Source organism: Dactylosporangium thailandense (genome assembly GCF_059739745.1).
On the sequence record NZ_AP029195.1, the window covers coordinates 12246254 to 12265239 of the forward strand.

The window sequence follows — 18986 nt, forward strand, 5'->3', positions numbered from 1 at the left end:
TTTGTGGCAAAGGTCCTGGTGACCGGCTCGGCCGGCTTCATCGGTGGTTATGTCGTCGAGGAGCTGCTCGCCCGCGGCTATCAGGTCGTCGGCCTGGACAACTACTCGAAGTACGGGCCGGTGACCCGCAGCTACGACTCGCACCCGGACTACCGCTTCGTCGAGGGCGACGCCCGCGACGTCGACCTGGTGACCGAGCTGCTCGACGGCTGTGAGCACTTCATCGCCGGCGCGGCGCTCATCGGCGGTATCTCGTACTTCCACGCCTACGCCTACGACCTGCTCGCGGCCAACGAGCGGATCATGGCCTCGTCCTGCGACGCCGCGATCAAGGCGCACCAGAGCGGGTCGCTGCGGAAGATGACCTACCTGTCGTCCTCGATGGTCTTCGAGTCCACGACGCACTGGCCGTCCAAGGAGGGCGACGAGCGCAAGATCCCGCCGCCGCTGTCGTCGTACGGGTTCCAGAAGCTCGCCGTCGAGTACTACGCGAAGGCGGCGTGGGACCAGTACAAGCTGCCCTACACGATCGTGCGGCCGTTCAACTGCGTCGGCGTCGGCGAGGGCCGCGCGCTGGGCGAGGTCGAGGTCCTCTCGGGCAACGTGAAGCTGGCGATGTCGCACGTGGTGCCCGACCTGGTGCAGAAGATCATCAAGGGCCAGGACCCGCTGCACATCCTCGGCACCGGCGAGCAGGTGCGCCACTACACCTACGGCGGCGACCTGGCCAAGGGCATCATCACGGCGATGGAGTCCGACGCGGCGCGCAACGAGGACTTCAACATCTCCACCGCCGAGTCGACCACGGTGCTGCAGCTGGCCGAGGTGATCTGGCGCAAGATCAAGGGCCCGGACGTGCCGCTGAACGTGGTCTCCGACGACCCCTACGAGTACGACGTGCAGAAGCGCGTGCCGGACTGCTCCAAGGCGCGCGAGGTGCTCGGGTTCGAGGCGTCGACCTCGCTCGAGGACATGCTCGACGAGGTCATCCCGTGGGTGACCGAGGCGGTCAAGGAAGGCCGGCTGTAGTTCCCGGTCTCAGCTCCCGGTTTCGCGGAAAGGCCCCGCCGCCCGGCGGGGCCTTTCTCGTTGAACAGGCGTGACGACGGTCGAAGCGCTGCAGCCGGCCCCCGAGCCCGACCTGTCCGACGGCGAGCGAAATATCCGGCGCAAGCACCGGATATTTCCGACTTATCAGCATAAATATGCCGTTTGGGCGATCCTTGTGCTCCTCGGGGCGGCGGCCGGGCTGGCGCGGACCCGGGAGCCGGGGGCGCTGGACTCGATCTGGGCCGAGGACGGGCAGAACTTCCTCACCGACGCGCTGAACCGGCCCTGGTACGAGGCGATCCTCACCCCGTTCAACGGCTACTTCCACGTCGTCGCGCGCGTGTGCTGGGCGATCATCGCCCTGTTCCCGGTCGCCTGGGCCGCCGCTCTGAACGCCGTGCTCGACGCGGCCATCACGAGCCTGCTCGGCCTGGCCGTCTACCGGGCCGCCCGCGAGCGGCTGGACGCGTTCCCGGCCGCCGTGATCGGGACCACCGCGGCGCTGCCGATGGGGTTCGTGCCCAACACGCTCGCCCAGCTGCAGTTCCCGCTCGTCTACGCCGGGCTGTGGATGCTGCTGCGGCGGCGGGCCGGCGTGCTGAGCGCCGGGCTGCCCGCGCTCGCCGTGCTCAACTCGATGCTCGGCGTGCTGCTGCTCCCGGTGGCGCTTTGCGGGCTGGTGCGGTACCGATGCCGGGCCTGGCTCGTGAAGCTCCTCGCCCTGCTGCCGGGCGCCCTGCTGCAGGTCGTCCCGCTGCTCACCGGGGCCACGCGGCGGGGACTGGGGGAGCGGCCCGAGCACGACCCGGTCGCGGTCGCGGCCATGTACCTGCGCTGGGGCGTGCCCCGCTCGTTCCTCGGCCCGGTGTGGCTCGCCCCGCCCTACGACGACGTGTGGGGGCATCGGGCCCTGGTCGCGGCCGGTCTGCTCATCCCCGCCGCCCTGCTCGCCGTCGCGGTGTGGTCGCGGGCGTACCGCGAGCTGCGCCTGGCCGCCGTCCTGGCCGGGTTCGCCGCGCTCGCCGGGGCCGTGCAGCTGTCCGCCCACGGGTCCGGCGAGGACCGCTACCTGGTGCTCGTCAGCCTGCCGAACCTGGCCGCCGGGGTCTGCCTCGCGGCCGGCGCCCAACGCGCGGCGCGAATCCCGGGTTGCGTGAGCCCGCGCACACCACTTGTCGTGTTCGCGACACTTGTCGCCGTCGTCCTGGCGTCCGGCCTGCGCCCGGCGGGCCCCCGCGACGACAGCCCGCGCTGGGGCGCGACGGTCGCCCGTGCGCGGGCGGAATGCCTTGTCCGGCCCGGTTTGACGCGGGTGACCGTGCACACCGCGCAGTGGCCCGTGCTGGGCTGGGAGGCGGTGCTGCCCTGCGCCCGGCTGCGCTGATCACCGGTCGGTCGGACGTCATCTCGGCGTGGCGTCGTGTTCTCCGGCCGTTGCGACGAACGGGCGTTCGTTAGAGACTCGGCGTCGTGGTGAGCACCTCGTCGGCGCCCATCGGCCGGGCCGATCTCCTGAGCCATGCCCGGGAGCGGCTCGCCTCGGGGGGCAGCGTCGTGCTCTGCGGCCCCGCGGGCATCGGCAAGTCCACCATCCTCGACGCGCTGGCCGCGGCCGAGACCGAGGCGCTGGTGCTGCGCGCGGCCGCCGCCGAGGCCGAGGCGGACCTGCCCTACCTCGCCCTCGTCGACCTCTTCGACGGCGCCCCGGACGCGTCCGAGCTGCTCCCGGTGCACCTGCGCGCGGCGCTGGACGGAGCCCTGCTGCGCAGCGCCCTGCCGGCCACCCCGCACGACCAGCTCGCCGTGCGTCTGGCCGTGCTCGAGCTCTTCCGCGCCCTGGCCGCCGAGCGGCCGGTGCTGCTCATCCTCGACGACGTGCAGTGGATCGACGAGCCCAGCGCCGGGGTGCTGCGGTTCGTCTCCCGCCGCCTCGGCGAGGTCCCGGTGAAGGTGCTCGCGGCCGAGCGGGTGCCCGACGGCGGCGCGCCCACCCGGCTCGACCTGTGCCCGCCGCCGAGCGCCACCCTGCCGGTCCCGCCGCTGCCCCAGAGCGACGTCGCCGACCTGCTGCGGGCCCGCTTCGGCGCCGAGGCCGGCCGGGCCCACGTCCAGCGGATCTACGAGGCGAGCGCCGGCAACCCGCTCTACGCCGTGGAGCTCGGGCGGGCCATCGGCAGCAGCTCGTTCCCGGTCACCGACCCGCTGCCCGTCCCCGACCGGCTCCGCGAGCTGCTGGCCGCCCGCCTGGCCTCGCTGCCGGCCGAGGACTGGCCCGCGCTGCTGGTCATCGCCGCCGCGGCGCGCCCCAGCCTGGCCCTGCTCGGCGCCTGCGGGCTCGCCGAGGCGCACGTGGAGGCCGGGATCGCCTCCGGCGTCCTGCACGTCGAGCCGGACGGCGCGATCCGGTTCTCCCACCCGCTGCTGCGCGAGATGGTCTACGCCGACGCGACGGCCGCCGCCCGCCGGGAGACCCACGAGCGGCTCGCCGACACCGTCACCGACCCGGTCGACCGGGCCCGGCACCTGGCCGCCGCCCGCCCCGAGCCCGACGAGGGCCTGGCCGAGTGCCTGGCCGACGCCGCCTCGGCGGCCCGGCTGCGGGGCGCCCCGGCGATGGCCGCCGACCTCGCCGCGCTCGCCGCCGACCGCACGCCCCGCGACACCCCCGGCGTCGGGGCGGTCCGGCGCCTGAGCGCGGCGCAGTACGCGTACTCGGCCGGCTCGCCCGCCGACGCCCGCCGCCACGCCGCCGCCGCCCTGCGCGACGCGGCCGACCGCCGCACCCGGGTCGGCGCACGGCTGCTGCTCGTCGAGATGTCCGGCGAGGACCACTCCAACTCCGGCCCGCTGCTCGACGCCGCGTTCGTCGAGGCCGTCGACACCCCGGACCTGCTCGCGCACGTGCGGCTCTACAAGGGGATCAAGGCCTACTGGGACGGCGACGGCGAGGCGGCCCTGGCCGAGCTCAAGCGCGCCGAGGAGGCCGCCGAGCTCTGCGGCGACATGGAGCGGCTGGTCGAGGTGCTCAGCTGGCGGGGCAACATCCTGCTCGGCACCGAGGGCGACGAATACCTCGAGCGCGCCGGCAAGCTCGCCCGCGGCCTGTCGCTCACCCCGGCCACGGTCGCGGCCCGGCAGGTGGCCGCGATGAGCCGGCTGTTCAAGGGCGAGACGGCCGAGGCGGTGCGGCGCATCGAGGCGCTGCGCATCGCCGTCGAGCGGGCCGGCACCGTGCGCGACCTCGCCGCGGTGCTCGTCTCCGTGGCGGGGATCTACTGGCGGGCCGGGCGCTGCGCCGACGCCCTCGCGGCCGGGCGGGAGTGCGTGCGGCTCTACGTCGACGTCGAGACCACGCCCGGGCCGGGGTACCTGGTGGCGGCGCTGGTGGAGTACGCCGGCGGCACCGCCACGGCCGCCGCGAGCTTCGCCGACCGCGGGCTGGCGGCCTGCCTGGCCGCCGGGGACGAGGACTGGATCAAGCTCGCCTACGCCACCAGCGGCCTCGTGCACATGCTGCGCGGCGACCCGGTGGCCGCCGCCGAGGCGATGCGCGAGGCCTACGCGCTCGACCAGCGCCTCGGCCGGCTCGACCCGGGCATCCTGCCGTGGCACGCGGACTTCGTCGAGGCGCTCGTCGGCGCCGGCGCGCGGGCCGAGGCCGCCGAGGTGCTGACCGAGGTCGAGCAGCGGGCCCGGCACCTGGACCGCCGCGTGGTCTTCCTGGGCCTGGCCCGGGCCCGGGCCGTGCTCACCGCCGCGACCGGCGAGGCCCGCGAGGGGGCCGAGGCCCTGCACCGGGCGATCGAGGAGTGGCCCGACCACCCGTACCCGCTCGAGACCGCCCGCGCCTACTACACCCTCGGCGGGCTGGAGCGCCGCGCCCACCGCCGCGGGGCCGCCCGCGCCGCGCTGTCCGAGGCGGTCCGCCGCTACGCCGCCGCCGACGCGCACCCGTGGCGCGAGGTCGCCGCGGCCGACCTGGCCCGGCTCGACGGCGGCCGGGGCGCCGGGCTGAGCGAGACCGAGCGGCGGATCGTCGAGCTGGTCCGGGCGGGGGCCACGAACCGGGAGATCGCCCGCGCGCTCTTCCTGTCGATCAAGGCGGTCGAGGCCAACCTCACGCGGCTGTACCGCCGGCTGAACGTGCGCAACCGCTCCCAGCTGGCGCGTTTCCTCGATCCGGAGTAGGGCGGCCCTATCCTTACCCGCGCGTTCATCCGCGCTTGGCGATCGAATACATAGACTACCTCCGATTCCTTCCACCGGAGGTATGCAGTGTTGAAGCGTGCGTTGCTCGCCGTCGCGCTCATGACGGCGGGCGTCACCTACCTGGCCGGGGCGGCCGAATCCCAGGCCGCCGCCGTGCACCGGGTCCTGTTCGACAACTCCAAGGCCGAGACCGCCGGGAACGCCGACTGGATCATCAGCACCTCTCAGCCCGACCCGCTGAACCAGAACGCGAACCCGTCGAGCGAGACGTCCTGGACGGGCGCCCTGTCGTCGTGGGGCGTGGCGTTGCAGCGCACCGGGCAGTACAGCCTCAAGACCCTGCCCGCCGGGAACACCATCACCTATGGCGGGTCGGGCGCGCTGGACCTCAAGAACTTCGACGAGTTCGTGATGCCCGAGCCCAACGCGCCGCTCAGCGCCGCCGAGAAGACCGCGATCATGCGGTTCATCCAGGCCGGCGGCGGGTTCTTCCTGATCGTCGACCACACCGCCAGCGACCGCAACAACGACGGCTGGGACTCGGTGCGCATCGGCAACGACCTGCTGACCAACAACGGCGTGGACAACACCGACCCGTTCGGCTTCAGCATCGACGTGAACAACATCGGCACCGAGAACCCGGTCGCCATCACCAGCAGCACCGACCCGGTCATCAACGGCGCGTTCGGCAAGGTGCGGGGCAGCATCATCCGCAACGGCAGCACGCAGACCCTGCACCCGGCGGACAACGCCTCGGTGAAGGGGCTCGTCTACCGCAGCGGGTTCACGCCCGGCGGCACGACCGGCGCGTTCTTCACCACCTCGACGTTCGGCGCGGGCCGGGTCGCGGTGTGGGGCGACAGCTCGCCGATCGACGACGGCACCGGTCAGTCGGGCAACACGCTCTACGACGGGTGGAACGACACCGCCGGTACCAATGCCGCATTGGCTCTGAACGCCACGGCGTGGCTGGCCGGCTCGGGCACGTCCACCCCGCCGCCCACGACGCCCGGCGGCGGCTCGTGCTCGTCGTCCGAGCTGTTCGGCAACGCCGGCTTCGAGACGGGATCGGCGAGCCCCTGGACGGCGACCTCGGGCGTCGTGTCCAACGACACGTCGCTGCCCGCGCACTCCGGGTCGTGGAAGGCGTGGCTGGACGGCTACGGCGCCGCGCACACCGACACCCTGTCGCAGACGGTGACGATCCCCTCCGGCTGCACCCGGGCTACGCTGAGCTTCTGGCTGCGCGTCGACACCGACGAGACCGGCACGACCGCATACGACAAGCTCACGGTGACCGCCGGGTCCACCACGCTGGCGACCTACTCGAACGTGGACGGCTCCACGGCGTATCAGCAGAAGTCACTCACCGTGAACGCCACCGGCTCGGTGAAGATCACGTTCACCGGGGTAGAGGGCAGCAAGCTGGCGACGTCCTTCCTGCTGGACGACCTCAGCCTGAAAGGCGCTTGATAGCGGTGCCTGCATAGAGATACAGTCGACCGTATGGGAATACGTGTCGCCGTTGCGGGGGCCTCGGGCTATGCCGGCGGTGAGCTGTTGCGGCTCATCGCCGGTCACCCGCACCTCGAGCTCGCCGCCGCCACCGGGTTCGCGCAGGCCGGATCGACCATCGGGAGCGTCCACCCGCACGTGCGATCCTTCCGCGACGTGGTGCTGGCCAAGACCGAGGCGGCCGCGCTCGCCGATGCCGACCTGGTCTTCCTCGCCCTGCCGCACGGCGAGTCCGCGGCCGTGGCCGCGCAGCTGCCCGAGGCCGTGAAGGTCGTCGACCTCGGCGCCGACTTCCGGCTCGAGGACGCGGCCGGCTGGACGAAGTACTACCCGGGGCCGCACGCCGGCACCTGGACCTACGGCCTGCCCGAGCTGCCCGGCCAGCGCGCCCGGATCGCCGCCTCGACCCGGGTCGCCAACACCGGCTGCTACGCGGTCACCACCGTCCTGGCCCTGGCGCCGCTCATCGCCGCCGGGGTCGCCGACCCCGAGGACGTGGTCGTGGTCGCCGCCTCCGGCACCTCCGGCGCGGGCCGCTCGGCCAAGCAGCACCTGCTCGCCTCCGAGGTGATGGGGTCGATGTCGCCCTACAAGGTCGGCGCCCACCAGCACGTCCCCGAGATCAAGCAGGCCAGCGGGGCCCGGTCGCTGTCGATGACCCCGCTGCTCGCGCCGATGCCGCGGGGCATCCTGGCCACGATCACGGCCCGCTTTGTACAGAAGGCCGACCCGCGGGACGTGCTGGCCGCCGCCTACGAGGGTGAGGCGTTCGTGCACGTGCTGCCCGAGGGGCAGTGGCCGCAGACCGGCGCCACCTTCGGGTCCAACTCCGCGCACCTGCAGGCCACGATCGACGTGGACAGCGGCCGGATCGTCGTCGTCTCGGCCACCGACAACCTGGTCAAGGGTGCGGCCGGCCAGGCCGTGCAGAACGCGAACATCATGCTGGGCCTGCCCGAGACCGCGGGTCTCGCCGTCGACGGGATCGCGCCATGACCGTCACCGCGCCGAAGGGGTTCCGGGCCTCCGGTGTCGCCGCGGGGATCAAGGCCACGGCCGGCGCGCTCGACGTGGCGCTCGTCGTCAACGACGGGCCCGACACCACCGCCGCCGCCGTGTTCACCGGCAACCGCATCAAGGCCGCCCCGGTGCTGTGGAGCCAGCGGGTGCTCAAGGCCGGCATCGTGCGGGCCGTGATCCTCAACTCCGGCGGCGCCAACGCCTGCACCGGCCCGGCCGGCTTCCAGGACACCCACGCCACCGCCGAGCACACCGCGGCCGTGCTGTCCGGGCGGGCCTCGCGCTTCCCGGTCGGCGCCGGCGACGTCGCGGTCTGCTCGACCGGCCTCATCGGCGAGCGCCTGCCGATGCCGAAGCTGCTCGCCGGGGTCGACGCGGCCGCCCGCGCGCTGTCCCGCGACGGCGGGGCGGGCGCGGCCCAGGCCATCATGACCACCGACACGGTGCCGAAGACCGCCGTCCACAGTGGACAGGGCTTCACCGTCGGCGGGATGGCCAAGGGCGCCGGCATGCTCGCGCCCGGCCTGGCCACGATGCTCGTGGTGCTCACCACCGATGCCGTCGCCGACGCGACCGCCCTGGACACCGCCCTGCGCCTGGCGACCGCGGTCACCTTCGACCGCATCGACTCCGACGGCTGCATGTCCACCAACGACACGGTGCTGCTCATGGCCAGCGGCGCCTCCGGCATCGAGCCGACCCCGCACGAGCTGGCCGAGGCGGTCACCGCGGTCTGCGCCGAGCTGGCCCGGCGGCTCATCGCCGACGCCGAGGGCGCCACCAAGGAGATCGCGATCGAGGTCACCGGGGCCGCCTCCGCCGCCGACGCGGTCGAGGTGGGCCGCTCCATCGCCCGCAACAACCTCGTGAAGACCGCGTTCTTCGGCAACGACCCGAACTGGGGCCGCATCCTCGCCGCCATCGGCACCACGGCCGCCGCGTTCGAGCCCGACGAGGTCGACGTGGCCATCAACGGGGTGTGGATCTGCAAGCGCGGGGCCGCCGGCGAGGAGCGGTCCAAGGTGGACCTCACCGGCCGCGCGGTCACCGTCACCGTGGACCTGCACGCCGGGCCCGAGGCCGCGACCGTCTGGACGAACGACCTCTCCATGGGCTACGTCCACGAGAACTCGGCATACTCCTCGTGAGCGGGCGGATGAACGGGCGGGATCTCGGCATCGCGCTCGGCAAGGCCAACACGCTGATCGAGGCGCTGCCGTGGCTCGAGCGGTTCTCCGGGTCGACCGTCGTGGTGAAGTACGGCGGCAACGCGATGGTCGACAACGAGCTCAAGCGGGCGTTCGCGGCCGACATGGTGTTCCTGCGCCACGTCGGGCTCAAGCCGGTCGTCGTGCACGGCGGCGGCCCGCAGATCTCCGCCATGCTCAAGCGGCTCGGCATCGTCAGCGAGTTCAAGGGCGGCCTGCGCGTCACCACCCCGGAGACCGCCGACGTGGTGCGGATGGTGCTCGTCGGCCAGGTCGGCCGCGAACTCGTCGGGCTCATCAACGAGCACGGCCCGCACGCGGTCGGCATGTCGGGCGAGGACGCCGGGCTGTTCACCGCCGTGCGCCGCCCCGCGATCGTCGACGGCTCGCCCGTGGACATCGGCCAGGTCGGCGACGTCGAGCGGGTCAACATCTCCGCCGTCGCCGACCTCATCGCGGCCGGGCGCATCCCGGTCGTGTCGACGGTCGCGCCCGACAGCGACGGGGTGCTGCACAACCTCAACGCCGACACCGCGGCCGGCGCGCTCGCCATCGCGCTGCAGGCGCGCAAGCTCGTGGTCCTCACCGATGTCGAGGGCCTGTACCGCAACTACCCCGACCCGTCGTCGCTCATCTCGCAGCTGACCGCCGACGAACTCGCGGAGCTGCTGCCCACGCTGGAGGCGGGGATGGTGCCGAAGATGGAGGCCTGCCTGCGGGCGGTCAAGGGCGGGGTGCCGGCCGCGCACGTCGTCGACGGGCGGGTGCCGCACTCGCTGCTGCTGGAAGTGTTCACGTCGGAGGGGTTCGGGACGATGGTGGTGGGGCAATGACCGGGGCGCTGGTTTCGCGGTTCGAGTCGTCGGTGATGAACACCTACGGCCCGCCGTCGCTGGGACTCGTCAGCGGCAGCGGCGCGGTCGTCGTGGACGAGGCCGGGCGCTCCTATGTGGACTTCCTCGGCGGCATCGCGGTCAACCTGCTCGGCCACGGCCACCCGGCGATCGTCGCCGCGGTCTCCGAGCAGATCGCGACCCTCGGGCACGTGTCCAACCTCTACGCCTCGCCGCCCGTCGTCGCCCTCGCCGAGCGCCTGCTGGCCCTGGCCGGCCGCCCCGGCACGGTGTTCTTCGGCAACTCCGGCGCCGAGGCCAACGAGGCCGCGTTCAAGCTCTCCCGGCGCACCGGGCGCACGAAGATCGTCGCGGCCGAGGCCGGCTTCCACGGCCGGACCATGGGCGCCCTGGCGCTGACCGGGCAGCCGGCGAAGCAGCAGCCGTTCCTGCCGCTGCCCGGCGAGGTCGTCCACGTGCCCTACGGCGACGTCGAGGCCCTCGCCGCCGCCGTCGACGACGCGACCGCGATGGTGCTCCTGGAGCCGATCCAGGGCGAGTCCGGGGTGGTCGTACCGCCCGCGGGCTACCTCACCGCCGCCCGTGAGCTGACCACCGCCCACGGTGCCCTGCTCGCCCTCGACGAGGTGCAGACGGGCATCGGGCGCACCGGCTACTGGTTCGCCCACCAGGCCGAGGGCGTCCGCCCCGACGTCGTCACCCTCGCCAAGGGGCTCGGCGGCGGCCTGCCGCTCGGCGCCATGATGGCCTTCGGCGACGCCGCCACGCTGCTCGGGCCGGGCATGCACGCCTCCACGTTCGGCGGCAACCCGGTCTGCTGCGCCGCCGCCCTCGCCGTGCTCGACACCATCGAGCGCGACGACCTGCTCGCCGCGACCAAGCGGCTCGGCGAGCGCATCCGCCGGGGCGTCGAGGCGCTCGGCGACCCGCTCGTCGACCACGTGCGCGGCGCCGGCCTGCTGCTCGGCATCGTGCTGCGCGGCCCGGCCGCCGGCGCGCTGGCCGGGGTCATGCGCGACGCCGGCTTCCTGGCCCAGGCCGCCCAGCCCGACGTGCTGCGCATCGCCCCGCCGCTGATCCTCAGCGACGAGCAGGCGGACGCGTTCGTGGCCGCGCTCGGCCCGGCCCTGCACGCGGTGCGGCCCTCATGAGCGACCTGCGGCACTTCCTGCGCGACGACGACCTGAGCGCGGCCGAGCAGCTCGAGGTGCTCGAGCTGGCGGCGGCGATGAAGGCCGACCGCACCGGCTTCACGCCGCTGACGGGCAAGGCCGTCGCGGTCATCTTCGAGAAGCCGTCACTGCGCACCCGGGTCTCGTTCGAGGTCGGCATCGCCCAGCTCGGCGGCACCCCGCTCATCATCGACGCGACGACGACGCACTTCGGCCGCGGCGAGAGCGTCGGCGACGCGGCCAGGGTCCTGTCCCGCTACGTCGACGCGATCGTCATCCGCTCCGACTCCGACGCGCGGGTCGGCGAGCTCGCGGCCGGGGCCACCGTGCCGGTCGTGAACGCGCTGACCGACGGGTTCCACCCCTGCCAGCTGCTGGCCGACCTGCAGACCGTGCGCGAGCGCTTCGGGAAAACCGAAGGGCTGATCATGACGTACCTCGGCGACACCGCCAACAACATGGCGCACTCGTACGCGCTCGCCGGCACCCTGGCCGGGATGCAGGTGCGGCTCTCGGGCCCGGCCGGGTTCGAGCCCGACCCGGCCGTGCTGGCCACCGCGCGCGCCCGGGGCGTCGTGGAGCTGGTGCCGGACGCGGTCGAGGCCGTGAAGGGCGTCGACGTGGTCGTGACGGACACGTGGGTCTCGATGGGGCAGGAGGGCGACGGGCTCGACCGGCGGACGCCCTTCGTGCCGTACCAGATCAACGAGGCGCTGCTCGCGAACGCCCGGGACACCGCGATCGTGCTGCACTGCCTGCCGGCCCATCGCGGCGACGAGATCACGTCCGCGGTGATGGACGGCCCGCAGTCGGCGATCTGGGACGAGGCCGAGAACCGCCTGCACGCCCAGAAGGCGCTGTTGTCGTTCCTGATCGAGCGGCGATGAGCGCACCCACGACGAAGGCGGCCCGCCTCGACCGCATCTCCTCGCTCATCCGCGGCTCGGCGGTGCACTCGCAGACCGAGCTCGCGGAGATGCTGGCCGGGGCCGGGTTCCAGGTGACCCAGGCGACGCTCTCGCGGGACCTGGAGGAGCTGCGGGCGGTGAAGGTGCGCGGGGCGTACCTCATCCCCGAGGACGGTGAGCGGGCCCTGCGCCCGGCCGAGGAGGCGCCGACGCGGCTCGTGCGGCTGCTGCGCGAGCTGCTCACCGGCGTCGACTGCTCCGGCAACCTCGTCGTGCTGCGCACCCCGCCCGGGGCCGCGCAGTTCCTGGCCAGCGCGATCGACCGCACCGGCCTGCCCGACATCGTGGGGACCATCGCGGGCGACGACACCATCCTGGTCGTCGCCCGCGAGGCGCCCAACCCGTCCGGCGCCGGCGAGGTCCTCGCCGCGAAGCTCAGTGAGTGGGCTCAGCTCGGTTAGCTCGTCAGGGCGGTCATGCCCTATGGAAGGATCGTCGCGTGTCTTCTGAAACTCCTACCCGCCTCTGGGGCGGGCGCTTCGCCGGTGGCCCCGCCGAGGCCCTGGCGCGCCTGTCCGTGAGCGTGCAGTTCGACTGGCGCCTCGCCCCGTACGACATCGCCGGCTCCCGCGCCCACGCCCGGGTCCTGGCCCGCGCCGGGCTGCTGGACGCCGACGAGCTCGGCCGCATGCTCGCCGCCCTCGACGACCTCGAGTCCGCCTGCGCGGCCGGCGACTTCCGCCCGACGGTCGACGACGAGGACGTGCACACCGCGCTGGAGCGCGGCCTGCTCGAGCGCCTCGGCACGCTCGGCGGGAAGCTGCGGGCCGGCCGTTCGCGCAACGACCAGGTCGCCACCGACCTGCGGCTCTACCTGCGCGACCACGCCCGCGGCGTCGCCTCCCGGATCGTCGAGCTCGCCGACGCGCTCATGGAGCAGGCGGCCCGGCACGTCGACACGCCCGCGCCCGGCTTCACCCACCTGCAGCCGGCCCAGCCGATCTCGTTCGGCCACCAGCTGCTCGCCCACGTCCAGGCGCTGCTGCGCGACCTCGACCGGCTGCGCGACTGGGACGCCCGCGCCTCGGTGAGCCCGCTCGGCGCCGGCGCGCTCGCGGGCTCGTCGCTGCCGCTCGACCCGGCCCAGGTGGCCAAGGAGCTCGGCTTCGACCACGCCGCGCCCAACTCCATCGACGCCGTCGCCGACCGCGACTTCGTCGCCGAGTTCCTCTTCGTGGCCGCGCTCACCGGCGTGCACCTGTCCCGCCTCGGCGAGGAGGTGGTGATGTGGACGACGCCGAACTTCGGCTGGGTGCAGCTCGACGACGCGTTCGCGACCGGCTCGTCGATCATGCCGCAGAAGAAGAACCCGGACATCGCCGAGCTCGCCCGCGGCAAGTCGGGCCGGCTCGTCGGGCACCTCACGGGCGTGCTGACCATGCTGAAGGGCCTGGCCCTCGCGTACGACCGCGACCTGCAGGAGGACAAGGAGCCCGTCTTCGACGCCGTCGACACGCTCGAGCTCGTCCTGCCCGCGCTGGCCGGCATGATCTCGACCATGACGGTGCGGGTGGACCGGCTCGCGGCGCAGGCTCCGGTCGGCTACACCCTCGCCACCGAGGTCGCCGAGTGGCTCGTCCGCCAGGGCGTGCCGTTCCGGGAGGCGCACGAGATCACCGGGAAGCTCGTCGTCATCTGCGCGGCGCGCGAGATCGGGCTGGACGAGGTGAGCGACGAGGATCTGCTGACGGTGAGCCCGCACCTGACGCCGGCCGTTCGCGAGGTCTTCTCGGTGCACGGCGCGCTCGCGGCCCGCACCACGCCCGGCTCCACGGGGCCCGGGCCGGTCTCCGACCAGCTCGCGGTGGCCGCGGACAAGCTGGACCGCTGGCGTGACTGGTCCGGGGAGCAGGTCATCCCGCGCGACTGAGCTACCCGCTCATGCTCAAGGCCACCGCCACCGCCACCGCCACCGCCACCGCCACCGCCACCGCCACCGCCACCGCCACCGCCACCGTCGGCGGCGGCGGCCGGCGCGCGGGGCGTCGTCGAGGGCGGCGGCCGGCGAGGACCGCACCCGCTGCGGCGAATCGCCCGTGAGTTCCCGGAGTTTTGGGACAATTCGGGCATGTTGAAGATCGCGCAGGACGTGCTCGGGGGGCCGGAGGTGCTCCGGCTCGTCGAGGCGGACGTGCCGGTGCCCGGGCCGACCGAGATCCTGGTCGAGACCCGCGCGATCGGCGTGAACCCGGTCGACTGGAAGACGCGGGCGACCGGCGGCTCCCTCGGCGAGCCGCCGTTCACCGTCGGCTGGGAGGTCGCCGGGGTGGTCGCCGCGACCGGCCCCGGCGTCACGCGCTTCGCGGTCGGCGACGAGGTCTTCGGCCTGCCGTGGTTCCCGCGCGAGGCGGGGGCCTATGCGCAGTACGTGACCGGCCCCGCCCGCCACTTCGCCAGCAAGCCGCCCGGCCTCACGTTCGAGGAGGCCGGCGGCCTGGCCCTCGCGGGCCTGACGGCGCTGCAGGTCCTGTACGAGACCGCGGTCGTCCTGCCCGGCCAGCGGGTCCTGATCCCGGCCGCGGCCGGCGGCGTCGGCCACCTGGCGGTGCAGCTGGCGAAGCTGCGCGGGGCCCACGTCATCGGCAGCGCCTCCGCCGCCAAGCACGACCTGGTCCGCTCGCTCGGCGCCGACGAGGTGCTCGACCACCACACCGAGGACTACTCGGCGCTGCGGGACATCGACGTCGCCGTGGCCACCGTGCCCGGGCAGATCCCCGAGCTGGCCGCGACCCTGCGGCCCGAGGGCCTGGTGGTGGCCCTCAACAGTGAGGACGCGCGGGCCGTCACCGACGTCGAGGGCGTGCTCATGCTGGTCGAGCCGGACCGCGCGGGGCTGGACGTGCTGGCCGGGCACGCGCTGGAGCGGGAGATCCGGGTCCTCGTCGACCGCGTGTTCCCGCTGGCCGAGGCGGCCGCGGCGCACGAGCTGGGCGAGGCGGGCCACACGACGGGGAAGCTGATCCTCCGGCCGTAGCATCCGGCGAATCCCCCGGCGGGGTATAAATCCGGAAAGTCCGATCACGAAGTGTCGGACTTTCCGCGTTTCCGCGCGGCGCGGGGCGGCCTTCCACGCGTTTCCGCTCGTTCTCAGCGCGCTCTCCGCACGTCGGCTTTTCCCGCGCGGCGCGGGCCGGCTTCCGCGCGTTTTCCGTGTGCCAGGTCTCCGCGCGCCGGCTTTCCTCGCGGTGCGGGACTGGCCGTCTGCGCGCCCGTTTTCCGCGCGCCGGCTTTTTCCGCGCGGCGCGGGACTGGCCGCCTGCGCGTCCGCTTTCCGCGCGCCGGCTTTCCGTGCGGCGCCTTCGGAGTGCGTGAGCCGGGGTGGTGCCGGGTGGTCAGGGCGTCGCGTGGCGCAGGGCCAGCCAGGAGCCGCCGGCCAGGAGCACCACCAGGAGCAGGGGCCATCCCACCGCCAGCGAGACCAGGCTCGTGTGCGTCAGCCAGTGGCCGACCGCCGGCCATGCCTCGTAGTGGCCGATCAGGGCCGCGATGCCGCCGAGCAGGAGCAGCAGCACGGTCAGGGCGCTCAGCAGGCCGGTGGCGCGCCAGCGCAGGTACAGGGCGCCGGCCGTCGAGCCGACCAGGGTCATCGCGAGCATCGGCACGGCGTAGACGAGGAACTGCACCGGGATCGAGTGCTTGTCGATGAAGCCGAGGCCGAAGAAGTGCAGGCGTATGCCCCAGCCGCCGGTCGCGTGCTCGATGGCCTGCAGGATGACGAGCAGGGTGGAGTACACGAGGACCTGGACGAGGCCGAAGAGGCTCAGGCCCGCGACGAACTCGCGGCGGGTCACGCTCAGGCCCAGGGCGAACGGGAAATGCTGGTTCACGGCCACGGCGCCGAAGGCCAGCGACGCGACGTAGATGCTCGCGAGGGCGCCGCTGACCGGGTCGCTCTCCATGGCGTCGGCCGGGAGGCTGGCGAACATGACCATGTTCACGGTGAAGGCGATGGCGAGGATGGCGACCGGCCACACCAGCGCGTCGCGGCGGCCGAGGGCGTGCAGGCGTGCGACTGACACGATGCGGTTCACGACGCGGGCTCCTTGTCGGCGGTGGCGTTGGTGATGCGGACGACCAGTTGCTGCAGCGACACGGCCTGGAGCTCGACGCCCGCGGCGCGGGCCGCGTTCGGCTCGACCCGGCCGCGGATCGTGGCGCGGGTCAGCGGGCCGAGGCGCTCGCGGTGCAGCTCGTCGGCGTTGGCGGTGAGGGTGTCGACGGCGCCGGCCGGGCCGGTGAGGGTCATGACCTGGCCGCGCAGGGACTCGGCGCTCTCGTCGAGCACCAGGCGGCCGCGCTCGATGAGCAGCACGTGCTCGATCAGGTCGCTGACCTCGTCGATGAGGTGGGTGGAGAGCACGACCGTGCGGGGGAACTGCGCGTAGTCGGCGAGCAGGCGGTCGTAGAAGAGCTGCCGGGCGACCGCGTCCAGGCCGAGGTACGGCTCGTCGAAGAAGGTCAGGGGAGCGCGCGCGGCCAGGCCCAGGATCACGCCGAGCGCGGAGAGCTGGCCGCGGGAGAGCTTCTTGATCACGCGCTTCTCCGGCAGGCCGAAGTCGTGCACGAGGGCGCGGGCGAAGGGCTCGTCCCAGTACGGGAACAGCAGCCGGCCGGCCGCGAGCGCGTCGCGGACGCGGAAGTTGTCCGGGTACCGCTGGCTCTCCTTCACGAACGCGATCTCGGCGAGGACCTTCGCGTTCTCGTAGGGCCGGGCGCCGAACACCTCGACCGTGCCCGAGGTGGGGATCTGCTGGCCGGTGAGGACCTGCATGAGGGTGGTCTTGCCGGCGCCGTTGCGGCCCAGCAGGCCGTAGATGCCGTTGCGCCGCAGCTCGACATCGACCCCGTCCAGGGCGGCGACGCCCCGGAAGCGCTTGGTCAGGCCCTCGGCGCGCACGATCGCGCTCATCGGTGCATCCCCTTCCCGAGGTGCTGCTCGATCATGGACTGGAGCTCGTTGCCGTCGATGCCGAGCTTCGCCGCCTCGGCGAGCAGGGGCTGGACGTACTGCTCCGCGAACTGGTCCCGGCGGCGCTGCCGGAGCCGGGTCTGTGCGCCGGGGGAGACGAACATCCCGATGCCTCGCTTCTTGTAGAGGGTGCCGTCGTCGACCAGCTGGTTGACGCCCTTGGCCGCGGTGGCCGGGTTGATGCGGTGGAAGGCGGCGAGCTCGTTCGTCGAGGGCACCTGGCTCTCCTCGGCCAGGCTGCCGTCGATGATCGAGGTTTCGATCTGCTCCGCGATCTGCAGGAAGATCGGCCGCCCCTCCTCCATCAGTCGCCCATGTTCGTTGGTTCGTTACTCATGTAACTAACCATGCAACCGACGAACCGGGGTGTCAAGCGCTATCTTGCTGACATGGCGACAGTGGGCTTCGGGCCGAAGATGGCGTGGCTGGCCGTGGCGGCCGAGCCGGCGAACGTGATGGACGCGCTGGAACTGCGCGACCTGGGAGTGGTGGAGCCGCGCACCGGTCTCGACCTCGCGCACTTCACCGACGACCGGGTGGTGGTCGCGGTCGTGGACAAGTGGTGCCTGGTGGCGGGGAAGTGGCTGTTCCGCTGGAACGGCATCGCGGCGCTGTCGATGCGGCTCGGGGCCGAGGTGCAGTACTTCTCGACGGACCGCAGCCTGGTGATGCACCGCTGGGCGCGGGCCTACGGCGCGGACGTGACAGTCTCCGACGAGGACGCGCTCATCGACGAGCAGGACGTGTTCCGCACGGCCGCGCAGTGGAGCGTGGACCCGCGGGCGCTGCCGGTGGTCTCGTTACATATCGCGGCGGTCCCTGTTCATGAGTAATCTTCCGCGCGTCGATATTTACGAGTAACGATGTATCCATGACGAAGATGCTGAGCCGTCTCGCCGTGGCCATCGTCCTGCTGACCGGGCTGCTCGTCGCGCCGGCGACCGCCGCCGACGCGTCGGTCTACTCCTCGTGCACCATCTCGGGCTGCGCCGAGGCGCGCACCGCCCGCTCGGGGTGGGCGAGCCTGGGCTTCCCGACCACGCGGACCTGGTACGCCTGGCCCTACGGCAAGTACAACTACGCCGGTGGCCAGTACTACAACCGTGAGGGCGAGCTGCCCTCGGGCGCGACCTACTACGAGTACGACGTGATTCCCCGCAACAAGGGCGCGGCGCGCGACGCGAAGCGCATCATCATCAACCGCAGCACCGGGGTCACCTGGTACTCCCCGAACCACTACACCGACTTCTACCGCCTGTAAGGCCATGGGCGGGTGGGTGCGGTCCGCGAAGGCCGCACCCACAAACGAACCCGGACCCTCGACCGGCCGCCGCAGTGGAGCGGAGCTCCCCCGGGCCGAGCGACCGGAGGGAGCGGGAAACTCAGCTCCGCTTGCCCTTGCTGCGCCACGAGAACGGGCCGGGCAGGTCATAGCGGTGGGCGCGCGTGCGCGAGTTCCACGACCACTTCCCGATCTTGATGCTCCACGAGGAGAAGCCCTTGGGCGTGAAGTTCAGGATCAGCGGGCCGAGCCGCAGGGCCTTGCGAAACAGGATCGGCAACGAATCCTCCTGGGGCTAGCGGGCGGCGTAATGCAGGATCACGTTGTGGATGTGCTGCGTCTTCTCGACGCCGCGAACGTCCACTTCGTACGTATGCGTGCCGACGTGCACGGCGATGGTACCGCTGCTGAAAAAGCTGCCCGCCCACGACTTGTTGCTCACCACGGAGACGGCCGTCACCTTCCCGTAGGGAATCGACGTGATCGCCACCCGCTTGCCCACGAATGACCGGTCCTGCATGATGACCCGCTTGTCGGTCAGGCCGATGAAGCCGGTGCCCACGCCGACCGCGTCGTAGACGGCGATGATGCTCTCGCCCGGCAGCAGTCCGGATGCGATCTGCTCGTACTGTTCCCGACGGTCGTATTTCGCCTGCTGCGCCATGACCTCAAGATAGTCGGCGGCTTCAACCCGCCTTGCGGTGTATCGTTTCGGCCTGGCTCGGGTCGAATGTGCGAC

General features: G+C 72.8%; 19 protein-coding genes. 14 read left to right on the plus strand and 5 right to left on the minus strand.

Annotated elements, in window-relative coordinates:
- The first annotated feature begins 3 nt into the window (after window positions 1–3).
- The 12 genes from AC6JBM_RS55245 to AC6JBM_RS55300 all read left to right on the plus strand — a co-directional run bounded on the left by AC6JBM_RS55245 (window position 4) and on the right by AC6JBM_RS55300 (window position 14970).
- Complete coding sequence (locus AC6JBM_RS55245; RefSeq protein ID WP_497981416.1) at window positions 4–1029, plus strand: NAD-dependent epimerase/dehydratase family protein; 1026 nt, start codon at window positions 4–6, stop codon at window positions 1027–1029.
- A gap of 196 nt (window positions 1030–1225) precedes the next feature.
- Window positions 1226–2434: a hypothetical protein gene (locus tag AC6JBM_RS55250; protein ID WP_497981417.1), complete on the plus strand. Its 1209-nt coding sequence runs from the start codon at window positions 1226–1228 to the stop codon at window positions 2432–2434.
- A gap of 86 nt (window positions 2435–2520) precedes the next feature.
- Window positions 2521–5238 carry an AAA family ATPase gene (locus AC6JBM_RS55255; protein ID WP_497981418.1) on the plus strand — a complete coding sequence of 906 codons (2718 nt, stop codon included), beginning with the start codon at window positions 2521–2523 and terminating at the stop codon, window positions 5236–5238.
- 87 nt (window positions 5239–5325) lie between these two features.
- Window positions 5326–6732: a hydrolase gene (locus tag AC6JBM_RS55260; protein ID WP_497981419.1), complete on the plus strand. Its 1407-nt coding sequence runs from the start codon at window positions 5326–5328 to the stop codon at window positions 6730–6732.
- 33 nt (window positions 6733–6765) lie between these two features.
- Window positions 6766–7770: an N-acetyl-gamma-glutamyl-phosphate reductase gene (gene argC / locus AC6JBM_RS55265; protein ID WP_497981420.1), complete on the plus strand. Its 1005-nt coding sequence runs from the start codon at window positions 6766–6768 to the stop codon at window positions 7768–7770.
- On the plus strand, window positions 7767–8942 hold the full coding sequence (gene argJ, locus AC6JBM_RS55270; protein WP_497981421.1) for a bifunctional glutamate N-acetyltransferase/amino-acid acetyltransferase ArgJ: 1176 nt from the start codon (window positions 7767–7769) through the stop codon (window positions 8940–8942). The genes argC and argJ overlap by 4 nt, the downstream gene beginning before the upstream one ends.
- Window positions 8943–8950: 8 nt before the next feature.
- Window positions 8951–9835 (plus strand): acetylglutamate kinase, encoded by an 885-nt coding sequence (gene argB, locus AC6JBM_RS55275; protein ID WP_497986750.1) that lies wholly within the window; start codon window positions 8951–8953, stop codon window positions 9833–9835.
- Window positions 9832–11007 (plus strand): acetylornithine transaminase, encoded by a 1176-nt coding sequence (locus tag AC6JBM_RS55280; RefSeq protein ID WP_497981422.1) that lies wholly within the window; start codon window positions 9832–9834, stop codon window positions 11005–11007. Before argB ends, AC6JBM_RS55280 begins: the two co-directional genes overlap by 4 nt.
- Window positions 11004–11915 (plus strand): ornithine carbamoyltransferase, encoded by a 912-nt coding sequence (gene argF, locus AC6JBM_RS55285; protein ID WP_497981423.1) that lies wholly within the window; start codon window positions 11004–11006, stop codon window positions 11913–11915. The genes AC6JBM_RS55280 and argF overlap by 4 nt, the downstream gene beginning before the upstream one ends.
- Window positions 11912–12397, plus strand: a complete 486-nt coding sequence (gene argR / locus AC6JBM_RS55290) for an arginine repressor (protein ID WP_497981424.1) — start codon at window positions 11912–11914, stop codon at window positions 12395–12397. The genes argF and argR overlap by 4 nt, the downstream gene beginning before the upstream one ends.
- A 38-nt stretch (window positions 12398–12435) precedes the next feature.
- Complete coding sequence (argH, locus tag AC6JBM_RS55295; RefSeq protein WP_497981425.1) at window positions 12436–13866, plus strand: argininosuccinate lyase; 1431 nt, start codon at window positions 12436–12438, stop codon at window positions 13864–13866.
- 198 nt (window positions 13867–14064) lie between these two features.
- The gene (locus tag AC6JBM_RS55300; protein WP_497981426.1) at window positions 14065–14970 is read left to right on the plus strand and encodes an NADP-dependent oxidoreductase; all 906 of its coding nucleotides are present in this window, start codon (window positions 14065–14067) and stop codon (window positions 14968–14970) included.
- 358 nt (window positions 14971–15328) lie between these two features.
- On the opposite strand, the gene AC6JBM_RS55305 is transcribed toward AC6JBM_RS55300, so the two are convergent.
- The 3 genes from AC6JBM_RS55305 to AC6JBM_RS55315 are packed head-to-tail and all read right to left on the minus strand — an operon-like array spanning window position 15329 to window position 17270.
- On the minus strand, window positions 15329–16027 hold the full coding sequence (locus AC6JBM_RS55305; RefSeq protein WP_497981427.1) for an ABC transporter permease: 699 nt from the start codon (window positions 16025–16027) through the stop codon (window positions 15329–15331).
- The gene (locus AC6JBM_RS55310) at window positions 16024–16905 is read right to left on the minus strand and encodes an ABC transporter ATP-binding protein (protein ID WP_497981428.1); all 882 of its coding nucleotides are present in this window, start codon (window positions 16903–16905) and stop codon (window positions 16024–16026) included. The genes AC6JBM_RS55305 and AC6JBM_RS55310 overlap by 4 nt, the downstream gene beginning before the upstream one ends.
- Window positions 16902–17270, minus strand: coding sequence for a GntR family transcriptional regulator (locus AC6JBM_RS55315; protein ID WP_497981429.1), 369 nt, complete (start codon window positions 17268–17270; stop codon window positions 16902–16904). The genes AC6JBM_RS55310 and AC6JBM_RS55315 overlap by 4 nt, the downstream gene beginning before the upstream one ends.
- Before the next feature lie 84 nt (window positions 17271–17354).
- On the opposite strand from AC6JBM_RS55315, the gene AC6JBM_RS55320 reads away from it, so the two are divergent.
- Both AC6JBM_RS55320 and AC6JBM_RS55325 read left to right on the plus strand, forming a co-directional pair.
- The gene (locus AC6JBM_RS55320) at window positions 17355–17798 is read left to right on the plus strand and encodes a hypothetical protein (RefSeq protein WP_350612516.1); all 444 of its coding nucleotides are present in this window, start codon (window positions 17355–17357) and stop codon (window positions 17796–17798) included.
- Window positions 17799–17836: 38 nt separating this feature from the next.
- A complete protein-coding gene (locus tag AC6JBM_RS55325; RefSeq protein ID WP_497981430.1) occupies window positions 17837–18226 on the plus strand; it encodes a ribonuclease domain-containing protein in 390 nt (129 codons plus the stop codon).
- Window positions 18227–18347: 121 nt separating this feature from the next.
- Here the strand turns inward: AC6JBM_RS55325 and AC6JBM_RS55330 are convergent, their stop codons facing one another.
- Together AC6JBM_RS55330 and AC6JBM_RS55335 are read right to left on the minus strand one after the other, a co-directional pair.
- Entirely contained in the window at window positions 18348–18527 is a 180-nt protein-coding gene (locus AC6JBM_RS55330; protein WP_350612514.1) for a DUF4236 domain-containing protein, read from the minus strand.
- 15 nt (window positions 18528–18542) lie between these two features.
- Window positions 18543–18911 (minus strand): PH domain-containing protein, encoded by a 369-nt coding sequence (locus AC6JBM_RS55335; protein ID WP_350612513.1) that lies wholly within the window; start codon window positions 18909–18911, stop codon window positions 18543–18545.
- Between the last annotated feature and the right edge of the window lie 75 nt (window positions 18912–18986).